The sequence below is a fragment of the Streptomyces sp. NBC_01485 genome (genome assembly GCF_036227125.1).
Taxonomy (GTDB): domain Bacteria; phylum Actinomycetota; class Actinomycetes; order Streptomycetales; family Streptomycetaceae; genus Streptomyces.
In genome coordinates, this window is sequence record NZ_CP109435.1 from 8476968 (window position 1) to 8490048 (window position 13081).

At 74.0% G+C, this 13081-nt stretch carries 5 protein-coding genes; 4 read left to right on the top strand and 1 reads right to left on the bottom strand.

Annotated features, from left to right (window positions below; genetic code table 11):
• Positions 1–47: 47 nt before the first annotated feature.
• From OG352_RS37120 to OG352_RS37130, 3 genes are all read left to right on the top strand, one after another.
• Positions 48–9647, top strand: coding sequence for a hypothetical protein (locus tag OG352_RS37120; RefSeq protein ID WP_329222966.1), 9600 nt, complete (start codon positions 48–50; stop codon positions 9645–9647).
• Positions 9648–9755: 108 nt separating this feature from the next.
• Entirely contained in the window at positions 9756–10202 is a 447-nt protein-coding gene (locus tag OG352_RS37125; protein ID WP_329222967.1) for a hypothetical protein, read from the top strand.
• Between the two features lie 12 nt (positions 10203–10214).
• Positions 10215–10901: a formylglycine-generating enzyme family protein gene (locus OG352_RS37130; protein ID WP_329222969.1), complete on the top strand. Its 687-nt coding sequence runs from the start codon at positions 10215–10217 to the stop codon at positions 10899–10901.
• A 12-nt stretch (positions 10902–10913) separates the two neighbouring features.
• Here OG352_RS37130 and OG352_RS37135 read toward each other — a convergent pair whose 3' ends face one another.
• A complete protein-coding gene (locus OG352_RS37135) occupies positions 10914–11369 on the bottom strand; it encodes a MarR family winged helix-turn-helix transcriptional regulator (protein ID WP_329222971.1) in 456 nt (151 codons plus the stop codon).
• Between the two features lie 114 nt (positions 11370–11483).
• On the opposite strand from OG352_RS37135, the gene OG352_RS37140 reads away from it, so the two are divergent.
• Positions 11484–12944: an MFS transporter gene (locus OG352_RS37140; RefSeq protein WP_329222973.1), complete on the top strand. Its 1461-nt coding sequence runs from the start codon at positions 11484–11486 to the stop codon at positions 12942–12944.
• Positions 12945–13081: the final 137 nt, after the last annotated feature.

Genomic DNA, 13081 nt, shown 5'->3' on the forward strand with positions numbered 1-13081 from the left:
ATCGCGCCCCACCTTCACCACCCCTCATCGACACACGAGGAGAGCCCGTGCTCGCTGCCTGGTACCTCTGTTCCTGTCTCGGTCTCACCATCCGGCAGAGCGCCGACTACCTCGACATCCTCGAGATCCTGCGCTCGAAGAAGAGCGACGAGCATCAACTGTCCGCCGCCGTCGAGAAACTGACGGAGTGTGAGCCCTCGCTGCGGCTGCACGGACTCGCGCACGTCCTCGCGGCGGCCAGACGACCCGAGCACGGGGCTGCCGAGCACGGGGCTGCCGAGCACGGTGGACCCGAGCATGACGGTGCTGAGCCCGGTGGGGCCGAGTCCGGTGGGGGTGCGTTCGGTGTGAGTACGTTCGGAGTGGGTGCGCTGGCCATGGCCACCCGGCTCTGTGACGGACTCGTCGAGTGGGCCGCGCCCGCCGACCCCGCGCGGCGGCAGACGTTGAGCGACCTGCTGAAGGACGCCCTGGACGGCTCCTCCCACCCCGGGTACGTCGAGCGGGTCGCCGAACTGCTGCGCGACTGTGGCCAGCGGGCCTCGTCCGTGCCCACCGAGGCGATCCCGTACCAGGATCTCGGCGACGCCGTGCGCCAGACTCTGGCGCTCACCCTCCTGGTGGCCGCCGTGGCGCAGGACCCGGGCGACGCGGCCAAGTTGTGCGTGGGGGACGACCGCCCCGAGGTCGTCACCGACGCGCTGGCGAACCGGCTGGGACGGCTGCCGCTGCTCGTCGCCGTCGACGCCGTCCTGTCCGCCTCCCCCGAGGAGGCCGACGACACCGTACGCACGGCCGTGTGGCACGCGGGACAGGGCTCGGCGGACCTCGAACCCGATCTGCTGACGGCCGCCGCCCGCTCCTGGTTCCGCGCCCGCGCCCATGACTCCCATGACTCCCATGACTCCCATGACGCTCATGACGCTCATGACGGGGACAACGCGTCCGCCGACGACCTGCGGGACCTGGAAGACCTCGCCCAGCGGTTCGAGACCGAGTTGGGCACCGGCCTGCTCCTGCGCGGCTGGGCCGGGGAGAGACGCGGCGGCGGGACGCGCGGCAGGGAGGTGCTGACCCGGCTCGGCTGCGGGTCGGCCGGCATCGCGGACGCGCGGATGCGCACCGCCCTGTGGCAACTGGTCCTCTGGGAACTGTTCGCCGAGGAAGCGCCCGTGCAGGCGCTGGCGTCGGCCGCGCGCTGGTGGGGCGCGCCCGCCAGGTACGAGAAGCGGACCCTGTCCGGCGGCGCGCTGGCCGTCCTGCCGACCGCCGAGGCGACCGACTCCGAGCGGCAGACGGCCGTCGACTGGATCGGCACGATGGTGCGCAAGCCCTACCGGCCCGGCGGCGCGCCCTCGGTCACCGGTCGCGACGATCCCGACGGCCTTCCCCCGCACGTGGTGTGCTCGCCCTGGATGTGGCGGGCCGACAACCGCTTCTCCCTCAAGGGCAAGGAGCAGGCCCCGCCCACCTGGTACCGGAACTGGGACCACCTCGACCTGCTGCGCGTCACCGCGCTGGCCCCGGTCGCGGTGCGGCTCCTGCGCGAGGCCCACGATGCGGTCCCGGCCGCGGACCCCGCCGGGCAGCGGCCGACCGACCCGGCCGTGGCGTTCCTGTTCCACGTCAAGGACGTCTTCACCGACTCCAGTTGCCGGTTCTTCCTCAGCTCCCTGCGCACCCAGTCCCGTCCGGACGACCTGACGGTGGACGTCCGCCTGGCCGCGCTGGTCCTGCACGGCCATCTCACCGTGGGACGCGCCGGGCGGGGCCTGCACCCCGAGATCCCCGTGTCGGTGCTCGCTGACTTCCTGATCAAAGGCCCCGGCGACGTGAGCGCGGCCCAGGACAAGGGCCAGTGGTACCAGTTGTTCTCACGCCCCGCGTTCAACGGCGCACAGGACTGGATCAGGGAGTCCGCGGCCGGTGCCCGGCTCACCGGCACCGACGAGGCCCACGGGCCGCACTGGCTCGACGGCAGCGTGCCGCACGCCCGCCGGGTGCTGACGACGGCCGTCGACCGGCTCCTGCCCCTCGACCGGGTGGAGGACGCGGCCAACGCGGAGAAGGCACTCAGGGAGGGCAACAGCGCCGTCTGGCAGACGTACGCGTCCACCAAGCCGTTCCTGACGTCGCTGGGCGAGTACTTCACGCCGGACCTCGGCACGGCGGCCCTCGCCGAGATCGACCGGGACTGGCTGACGGAATCCCGGCTGGCGCAGCTCATCGAGCGCAACCGGGGGAAGCGGGAGTACGCCGAGCGGAAGGGCGCGGCGGTATCGCCTGGACTCGGTCTGAACGAGCTGCTCGTCGCCGACCGCTACGACGCGCAGACATGGCAGCAGTACCAGGGGCGGGTCGACCTGCTCGTCCCCGACCCGCTCGACCCGAAGGAGTGGGAGAGCTATCGGAAGCCGTTCGAGCCGTTCCTCTCCGACATCGGCGCCGTCCCGCTGACCCTGCAGACGCTCAGGGTGGCTGCCCTGCTGAACGCGGAGCAGCCGGACGCCATCGACGGCGGCGAGCTGTGGCTCACTTCCTGGCACCGGCTCATGGACAGCGTCACCCACCGCAACCAACTGGGCCGTTTCATCCGCAAGGCGGCCCTGGACATGTTCCGGACACCGGACCGGGGCGTGGCCGCCCAGGACCGGGTCCGACGCGTCCTGGAACGGGTCGTCGCAAGCGTCGTGGCCTTCAGTGCCGAAGCGCCGCGCTACTACCAACTCCTGCTGTCGGAAGAGGCGTTGAGGCCCGGTCCCGATGACGACGCAGGGGCCGCGCGGCCGTTGCCGCCGGAAGGCATGAACCGGCTGCGGGAACAGGCCCTGGACGCGATCCGCCGCCGTCACTGGCACGCGCAGCGGGCCCCCGAGCCGACGACCGGGCCGTGGGAGGTGATCGACGGGCGGCTGGCCCGTGCGCAGATCGACGCGCAGGTCCGCGCGTTCGTCGCCGCGGCGGCCACCATGAAACTGACGTCCGACCCCGGGAAGACCCTGGGGGACACCTTCGTACGGTCGTGGGAGCGGTACGCGCTGAGCCTGCCGGGCCGTCCCGGGGACGAGCGGGCGGACCCCCGGCTGGTCGTCGCCCAGGGCATGCGGCACCGGACCGGCGAGCCGTGGTCCGACCTCGGCCCCTGGAAACTGGAGTCCACGGATCTCAGCACCCTCGTTCCGGACGCACGACAGGCGCGGCTCGAGACCTGGCGGAGCAGCCCGCAGCCCCGGACCGTCCTGGGCGTGGTCTGCGCGCGCGACGGCGCACCGGCCGGGGTACCGATCACCGGGGTACGGATCAACTGGGGCACCGGGTCGCCGCTGGCCGCCGACGACGGCGGGAAGCTGGCCGTCGGCGACCCCTGTGTGGTGCAGGTGCAGTGGGACGGGGCGGGTCAGGTCTGGCGGCAGGCGGCCGGGGACACGGCGCGCCGGGCGGGCCGCGCCGACCCGCGCGACGGCGAGGTGCGCCGCGCCCGTGTCCGCAACGACGACGGCAGGGTGCGCGTCGCCGTGGAGGGCGTACCGGGCGACGTGGTCGACGGCGGAGCGACCGCCGTGCTCTGGGAGCCGGACCTCTCGCAGGTGGTCGTCCGGCGGGGCGACGGCGTCGTACCGGAGGCCCTCGCCACCCTCGCACGCTGGGACGCGGCGACGGGCCGGTGGCTGCCCGTCGACCGCTCGCTGACCGAACTCGTCGCCGACGACCTGCCGTACCCGCTGCCGGACGGCCGGCGCGCGACGGTCCTGGTGTACGCGGGCCACGGGGAGGGGGACGGCCCCGAGGAGTTCGAGGCGCGGCGCTTCTTCACCGTCGCCGGCCGCAGCTACCTGCTCCGGCCCCAGGACTGGGCGGACGCGGAAGCGCTCACGGCCGTCCTCACCCCCGGGCCGCGCGGCCCGGGCGCCCCCGAACAGGACGAACTCCAGGTGAAGGAGGCGGCGCCCGCCCCCGGGATGCTCGTCTACGTGGCGCTCGGCAAGGGAGCCGATCCACGGCTGGACCTGCTCCCCGACCCGCCCACCGGCGCCGACGGCCGCTGGCCCGCCCTCGCCTCAGGGGACTGCCGCGACACCCGTAACGTCGACTGGCTGGCCCTCTTCGACGAACCCGGGACACGGCCGTGGCGGGCCACCCTCGACGAGGGCGGGGTCGCGGTCTGGCGGGTGACCGTCGAGGACATCGCCGGCTGTCCATCGGGCGCCGGCTTTCCCGCCCGGGTGGCCGTCGAGGGAGTGGAAGCCGGCACGGGCCCGGAACGGCTGTTCCAGCCGCGGCCCTGGGACGAGCAGGCCGCCCGCGCCGCCAGGGTGACCGGCGACCTGCTGCGCGTCCAACGCCTGGACGACGCCGAACAGCCCCCGAGCGGGGCGCGCTTCGACGAGTTCTGGCAGGTCGGACCGGGCGACACGGTCCCGGTCCGGTCACTGGGCCGCCCCGGCCGCCAGGTGCGTACGGTCGCGGCCACGGCCGGCGCGGGCTTCCCGGTCCTGCTGGAGCGCTCCGGGCTGGTCTTCGAGGAGCAGCTCGTCGTCGGCCTCGCCGTGCGCGTCACGCAGGTCGGTCCGGTGTCCGCGCGGCCCGGCCAGGGCGTGACGCCCCTCGCGGACGCTGAACTGTGCGCCCGCCTCGGGACGACCGCACCCCCGGACACCGCCGTCGAGGGTGTCGTCGTCAAGCTGATACCGCTGCGCGACGACACGGTCGACTCCTACGACGTCTGGCTGCGCGCCCCGGGCGAGGAGCCGCGGCTGTGCGCACTGCCCGCCGCCTCCTTCCGGGCACCCGTCACCGACGTCGGCGCCACCTTCCTCGGCACGCGCACGCAGGACGGCTGGCAGTTCACCCCACGGCAGGTGCGGGGCACCCCGCTGCACCGGGTGCCGAAGGCCGCGGAGACACCCGGGGCGCCGTGGGAGTTCCAGGGGCTCGTCGGCCGTCCGGGCCAGCAGGAATCCGCCCTGTACGCCCGCCGGGACACCGGCGAGATCGTCATGGCCCCGCCCCCGGCCGAACGCCCCCGCCCGCGGATCACCGTACGAGCCGCCCTCGGCACACGCCCCGTCCGGGACCGCGACCTGTCGCTGGTGCTCGCGCGGATCGGCACCGCCCACGCGGTGGGCACCCTGCCCGCCGCCCTGGCCGGCAAGATCGTGGCGGCCGGCAAGGTCCCGATCACCGGGACGCACTTCGAGATCACCTCGGACGGCCCCCACCAGGACGCACCGGCCGACGAGCACCCGATCGGCCTCCACCGGTGCTTCGACATGGGCCCCGGCCCCCGCACCGCCGCGAAGACCGCCCCGAACCGGCCGCGCACCCGCAAGGAGCTCTGGCGCCAGGCCTACGACGACGGGGAACCCGCGACGGAGACGGGCTCCCTCGTGGGCAGGACGCTGGTCGTGGGCGACTGCCGGGTCCCGGTCCGCCGCGACGACGCCCCTTTCGTCCGGGCCGTCCGCTACTCCCGCAACGACGTCAGGGCCCGGATCGTCGTGGCGGACGGCGAACTCGTCGCCTCGACCAGCGAAGTGCCGCCGCTCGACGCCGTGGAGTTCGCCCGCCACCTCTCCGCGAAGCCGGGCCGCGTGTGCGAACTGCCGCGCAGGCTGCACTACGTGGGAACGTTCCGCAGGGGCGGGGAGACCCTGTGGCGCTTCGAGTGGGGGCGGGGCTACACGGTCGCGCTGCGCCGCGACGAACTCACCTGCGACGGGAAACCCTGCGGCGAGGCGTTCCCGCTGTTCCACGGCGACCAGTTGGTGCGCCTGAAGTACCGCGAGGAGGCCGGTTCCGGCCGGGTCACCGTGGACTTCCGGTCGGGGGACATCCAGGTCCAGGCCGGTACCCGGGTCGCGCAGGAGGCACAGGACGTCGGCTTCGTGCACCAGGTCACCGTCTTCGCCGACCCGGCCACCGGCGACGTACACATCAGACGGGTCCGGCTGACACCCCGCTTCGTCCCGCGCGCCGAAGAGCGGTACCAGGACGTGAACATCGCCGCCCACCTCTCCAGGTCCGACCGGGAGAAGGTGCTGCGGCTGCTGGGGGACAGCGCCCAGGCGACGGAACTGTGCGTGCTGGCCCGCTTCGACCACAAGCGGTACTTCGAGAACAACGGCAAGGTACGGACCTTCCACTACGTGGAACCGGAGTTCATCGGGGCGCACGACGCGACAGGACCCGCCAGGAACCGCCTCTTCATGGTCGCCGACGGCATCGCCCGCGACGCCGACGGCACGTATCTCACCCTGAAGCTGCCGGAGTCGGTGCGCCAGCCCGAGGGCACCGAACTGACGGTGCGCGTGTCCCCCAGCGACTTCTCCGTACGGCCCAACCTGCTGCCCCGCCTCCACGACGAGGTCGGCGGCGACGGCCAGGGCGAGGAGTCCGACCCGGCCCTCCGGTACCGGGGAGTCGTCTTCCTCGTCGAGGTCCTGAAGGGCGAGACGCCCGGCGTCTGGCGGGGCAGGCTCACCTCCGCGCCGGCCAGGGACGGGCGGACCCTCGTCAGCGCCGTACGACAGGCAGGGGGCTCGCTCCTAGCGGTGGTCGCCGACGAGCGGGGGCGGACGGTCGAGATCCTGCCCGGCGTCCTCTTCGAACTGCCCCACGAATCCCGGGAGTTCGCGAGCCGACAGGGGAAGGGGGCGCTGGTCAGGCTCTCTCCGCGTGGCGGGCTGGGGCTGTTCGTCGGCCTGGCACAGCGACCGGACCACGACTACCTGGACCCGGACCCGAAGAGGGGTGGCCGTGCCGCGCTCATCGAGGAATCCGCGAGCCGCGGCGACAGCCGTGCCGCGTTCCGGGTCAGAGGGCTGCCCGCGCTGTCCGTCGGCGTGCCCGACGCACTGGCGAGCCGCCTGCGCAGGACGCGGCTTCCGCAGACCGCCGTACTGCTGCGCAGCGGGGGCAAGGCCACGGCCGTACCGCCCGGCTCCCGCGCCCAGGTGCGGGCCGCGCGCGTCGACACGGGGAGCCGGGACAGCGCGGAGGCCGTCCTCAGGCCCCTGCCGCTCGGCGGTGCCAGGGCGCCGGAGGGACCCGTCCCCTGGTCCCGGCTCAGCTTCGCCGACGGCACCGCGGAGGACATCCGCGCACAGTGGGGGAGACGCCGGCCGGACGGGGCGGGCGGCACAGGCGCCGGCGCCGCCGAACGCTGGCGCGCGCCCGTCTTCTTCGACGACGACGGGACCGGTCGCTGGACCCTGCGCTACCGGTCCGAGCGGCTGCTGCGGAACTTCGCCCTGCCCGCGACCACGCTGACCGAGGTCCCGCGACCGCCCGGCCCCACCTGGTACACCGTGGCCGGACCGGCACGGCGCGGAGGGGGCGCCTACGGTCTGTGGCTCGAACTGAGCCCCGGCCGCGTCATCGAGGTCCACGGCCGGCTGGTCACGGGGCCGTCCGGGCACCCGCTGGCCGATCTTTCCTGGGACCGCTTCGGCCCGGGCGACCAGGTACGTCTGGAGGTGGTCCGGGGCGCGCTCGCCGCACCGCGCGGGCTGCGGCTGTCGGACTGGCGCCCGGGCCCCCGCGCCGCCTGGTCGGCCGGCCTGCGCGACAAGGTGTGGCTGCCCGTGCGGCCCGTGCCCGGCAGGAACGGCGTCGAACTGGGCATCGAGCACTTCCGCTGCCGCTACCCCGTCGTCGACCCCACGACCTGCCTCGCGCCCGGCGGCACCCTGCACCCTGCCCTGCCGGGAGCCACGGCGGTCGTCCTGGACAGCGCCACCAACACCCTCTCCGCCGCCCCCGCAACGGGCCCGGCGCCCGGCGACTGCGCCCTGCTCGGCCTCGACCCGCACGGCGACCTCACCCTCCTCGGCCTGCCGCACCGCCGCGTCGAGCTCAGCGCGGCCGAGGAAGGCTGGCCCGGCGGAGCCTGGCTGCGCGAACTGGTCGCCGGGCAGCCGGCGGCGCTGCTGGAACAGCTCGGCTGCCTGCCGGTGACCGTCGAGCAGTGGGACGAGGAGTCCGTCACCGTGTCCCGCCGGCACCAGCCGACCGGGACGCTGCCCGAGCGGGCGACGATGCTGTGCACCGGGCTCGCCGAGACCGGCGGCGACCTCGTGGTGCGCTGCGGGGGAGCACTGCATCTGCTGCCCCTGAGCGAGGTGGTGCCCGGGCTTCCGCGGGAGCTGGCCGCCGAGGCCGCCCGCTTCCTCAGCGGCCGTTCACCTCACGAGGCGCAGGAGGACCGGCCCGGCCGGCGCCTGTGGTGCCAGACGACGTCCCCCGGCGACCGCGGCCGGGCACCCGGCGCCGCTCCCGCCCTCCACGTCCGCCTGCCGCTCGCCCCGCTGTCCCCCCACGCCGACGAACTGCACGCCACACCGCGCGGGGTGCTGGTCGCACCGGACCGGCCCGACGGGCCGCCGCACGGTCTGCTGCTGGAGGCGGAACGCGACCGGCGCTGGCACTGGATGCCCACCGAGCGGGCGTCCTGGCTGCCCGACCCCACGGCCGGGGAGCTGCGCGCCGCCCTCGTCGACGGCGCACGGCCCCTGCGGGTCCGCCGGCTGGCCGACGACACGGTGTCGGTGCTGCACGTACGCGACGTGGAACGCGCGCGTCTCGCCCTGCGGCCGGGCACCCGGCTCCGGGTCGCCCCCGCCGGCGACCGGGAGCGGGCGGCGGGCGACCCGCGGCCGATGGTGGCGCGCGCCCTGCCCACCGGAGTCCTCGTGCAGTTGCGGGCCGCCCGCGAGAAAGGCGTACAGCAGGGACAGCCGCTGTGGTGCGAGGTGGAGCGGCTGGACACCGCGCAGGGCCGGGGCCACGTCGGCGTCGTGCCGGTCGGCAGCCGTCTGCACCGGGTGGACCTCCCTGTGCGCCTGGCCGAGGAGCTGGCCACGGTCGCGGCCGCCAAGCAGGCGGCACTGCTCCAGACCTGCGCCGCCGAGGACGTCGTCGCCGAGGCGTACCGGCTGCCGCGCGAGCCGGAGGCCCCGCTCTCGCCCGACGCACGACAGGCGCTGTGGCGCTGGCTGACCGAGCACGGCACGGCCGCCTACCACCTGACCCCCGACCCCGAGGCACCCGACCTGGATCTGGAGCTGACGGACGTCCTGGCCGTGACCCTCCTGCTGGAGCGGCACGGCCGCAGCAGCCCGCCGCACGCCAGGGGCGCGGTCCTGCTCGCGCACCACCTGGGGCTGCGGGCGACCCGCTCGCTCCACGTGGAGCCGCTGGTCCGGGCCTGGGCCTCGCGCGAACGTCTCCTCACCGACCCCCGCCTGGCGCGCCTGCGGTTCCCGCCCGAGCTGGACGACACCCGGCTGCACGCGGTCCGCTCCTACGGGAACGGGCTGCTGAGCCAGACCGACGGCAGCGGAGACGCCCACTCCGACGCGCCGCTGGCCCGTGCCGCACTCGCGGCGGTGGGTGACCTGCCGCCGGGCGAGGACCTGGCGGCGGGCGCCGACTGGCTCGCCCCGCTGGCCGCGCTTGGCCGGGCCCTGCACCCGCCGCAGGGCGAGGCCACGGCCCAGACCGCACTGGACGCCGGCCAGCGCGACCAGTTGCACACCTCGCTGCGCAACGCCCTGAACGTCCCGATCCCCCTGCTGGCCCACACCGGCACCGTCCCGGCCCCGCAACAAGAACTCGCCCGGCTGATCCTCGCGGAGGACATCACCTGACAGGGCCGACCCCCAACTGACTGAACGGCCACCGCCGTTCACTCGTACCCCTTGCCGAACGCCCGTCCACAGGCGTGGTCGGGGAGAGCGCCGGAAACGGAGTTGTACGTGCTTCAGCAGTCCACGGCCCGCCTCGTGCGCGGTGCCGCACTGGCCGGCAGTCTGGCCCTGCTTCCCTTCGCCACCGCGTGCAGCGGCGGCGGCGAGGACGACCGGGCCAGGAAGAGCACGCCGGCGCCCACCGCGGTGACCGCCGCTCCCGCGGCCGGGGTGGTGGCGCCGGCGAAGGTCGAGGTGATCGCCGGCCTGACGGGCTGCACGGCCAAGATCCGCATCGACGCGGACGAGTTGCGCCAGGGCGTCTGCCACACGGAGGCGGCCGACTACCTCATCACCACCTTCCCCGAGGAGCGGTACAAGGAGACGTGGCTCGAGTCCGCCGGCATCTACGGCGGCAAGTACCTCGTCGGCTCCCGCTGGGTCGTCAGCGCACAGCCGAAGCTGCTGGAGCGGTTCCGCCCCACACTGGGCGGCACCATTCAGCAACTCGGCTGAGATCATCCGCTCATGGACACGGGGACGCAGCAGCAGGACCGGATGATCGTCGTACCACCGGGCCGGGTCGCCCTCTCGGACCGGCGCACGCACCGCAGTTGGACGGTCGAGCTGACGGCCTACCGGCTCGCGGCCCACCCGGTCACCCGGGACCTGTACACACGGGTCACCGGCCGGCCCGCCGACGCCGGGAGAGACCGGCTGCCCGCCGAGGGCGTGTCCTGGTGGGACGCGGTGCACTTCTGCAACGCCCTGTCCCTGCGCGAGGGGTTGACCCCCGTGTACGACGTCCGGGCCGACGGCGAGGACACCGGCGAGGCCGTCACCTGGGACGCCGCGGCGGACGGATACCGGCTGCCGACCGAGGCCGAGTGGGAGCAGGCCTGCCGGGCCGGCACCGACGGACCGCGCTACGGGCCGCTCGACGACATCGCCTGGTACCGGGAGAACTCCGGGGACCGCATCCACGAGGTGGGCGGCCGGCTCCCCAACGCGTGGGGTCTGCACGACATGCTCGGCAACGTGTGGGAGTGGTGCTGGGACCTCTACGACCCCGAGGTCTACGGCACCTACCGGGTCCTGCGCGGCGGCGGCTGGTTCGACGAGCACTGGAGCTGCCGGGCCTCCGTACGGCGCCGCAGCCATCCGACGTTCCGGGTGGACGACGTCGGCTTCCGCCTCGCGCGCACCGCGGACTGACCCCGCAGACCGTCAGGGGCGCGGCCAGGGGCTGCCGCCGATGGCCTCGATGCCGTTGTTGAAGCGCCGCAGATAAGTGGCGAAGGCCGTTCTGTCGTCGTCCGACCAGTCCCGCATCACCTGGTCCAGGACGTCGACGATGCCCTCGCGTTCGGCGTCCAGCAGCCGGGCGCCCTCGTCGGTGATCCGGAACTTGCGGGCCATCCCGCCCTCCGGGTCCGGGATGCGCTCGACGAGGCCCGCGCGCATCGCCGCCGCGGTCTGCCGGTTGAGGGTGGAGGCGTCCAGACCGAAGGCGTCGCTGAGTTCCCCGATCGACATGGGCCCCTGGACCCGGATCCGGCTCAGCAGGATGTAGGAGCTGCGCTCCATGAGGCTGTTCTTGCGGCGCCCGCCCCGCTGGTTCATGAACGTGTGGCGGCTGAGCAGCATCTGCTCGTACTCGACCTCATGCGTCGGCGTCTCCATGGGGCCATCGTGGCACAGCCCTGTGCGCGTCCCACATCATATGCTTGATACATACGACATGTATGATGCATATCCTTCAGTGCTGATCCCCAGAGACAACCGAGGAGTCCACCCATGGACGCCCCCCAGCCCACGGCACGCCCAGGCGCCGTGATCGCCACGCTGGCCTTCGCCGGCACCACCGCGGCGATCATGCAGACCCTGGTCACGCCCCTCATCGCCGAGCTGCCGCGGATCCTGGACACCTCGTCCTCGAACGCGGCCTGGGTGATCACGGTCACCCTGCTGGTGGCGGCCGTGTGCGTGCCGGTCGTCGGCCGTCTCGGCGACCTGCTGGGCAAGCGCCGGATGCTGCTCGCCTGCTCCGTGCCGCTGATCGCCGGCTCGCTGGTGTGCGCGTTCGCCTCCGACGTCGTGACGATGATCGTGGGGCGCGGACTGCAGGGCATGGGGATGGGCATGGTGCCCCTCGGCATCGCGCTGCTGCGCGACGTCGTACCGGCCGAGAAGCTCAGCGGCTCCATCGCGCTGGTCAGCGCCTCCATGGGGATCGGCGGCGCCATCGGCCTGCCGCTGGCCGCCGCCGTCGCCCAGTACGCGAACTGGCGTGTGCTGTTCTGGGGCTCCGCCGCCCTGGCCGTCGTCGTCGCCGTCCTGATCTTCAAGCTCGTCCCGGACGCGCCCGCCCCCGCGAAGGGCCAGCGCTTCGACCTGCCCGGTGCGATCGGCCTCGGCGTCGGTCTGGTCGCGCTGCTCCTCGCGGTCTCCAAGGGCGCCGACTGGGGCTGGGGTTCGGCCACCACGCTCGGCCTGGCCGCCGTCGCCGCCGTGGCGCTGATCGGCTGGGGCGTGTGGGAGACCCGCACCACCGACCCGCTGATCGACCTGCGCACCACGGCCCGCCCCCGGGTGCTCCTCACCAACCTCGCCTCGGTCTTCATCGGCTTCGGCATGTACGCGAGCATGCTGGTGATGCCGCAACTGCTGCAGTTCCCGGAGGCCACCGGCTACGGCCTCGGCCAGTCGATGCTCGCCGCCGGACTGTGGATGGCGCCCGGTGGCCTGACGATGATGATCGTCTCCCCGCTCGGCGGAAAGCTCACCAACGCCCGCGGTCCGAAGTTCACGCTGGCCAGTGGCGCCCTGGTGCTGGCCGCCGGCTACTTCGCCTCCCTCGCCCTGATCGGCTCCGCCTGGGGCGTCATGCTGGTCACGATCATCACCAGCAGCGGCGTCGGCCTCGCCTACGGCGCCATGCCCGCCCTGATCATGAGCTCGGTGCCGCTGACGGAGACCGCCGCCGCCAACGCCTTCAACACCCTCATGCGCTCGCTCGGCACCTCGATCGGCGCCGCCGTCATCGGCGTGATCCTCGCCCAGATGACCACCACCATGGGCGGCCACGCCTTCGCCTCCGAGGACGGCTTCCGCACCGCACTCCTCGTCGGCGGCGTACTGGCCCTGGTCTCCGCGGCCATCGCCGCCGTCATCCCCGCCACCCGCACCGCGCCGCCCGGCGAGGGCGCGAACGACCCGGCCGACCCGGCAGTCGCCCCGGAGCAGGCCAAGGTCTGACCCGCCGCACCGCGGGCGAGGGAGGGGGAGCGGGGTACCGTCGGCCGCGAACTGTGACACATCCCCCCGGGAGTGCCACATTCGTGGAACTGGTACCCGGCTGCCCGTGGATGCGCCGACACCGTCCCACCGGCGAA

Coding starts and splice junctions, on each gene's coding strand:
- OG352_RS37130 (WP_329222969.1), top strand. CDS start 10,215: ATGGACACGGGGACGCAGCAGCAGGACCGGATGATCGTCGTACCACCG.
- OG352_RS37135 (WP_329222971.1), bottom strand. CDS start 11,369: ATGGAGACGCCGACGCATGAGGTCGAGTACGAGCAGATGCTGCTCAGC.
- OG352_RS37140 (WP_329222973.1), top strand. CDS start 11,484: ATGGACGCCCCCCAGCCCACGGCACGCCCAGGCGCCGTGATCGCCACG.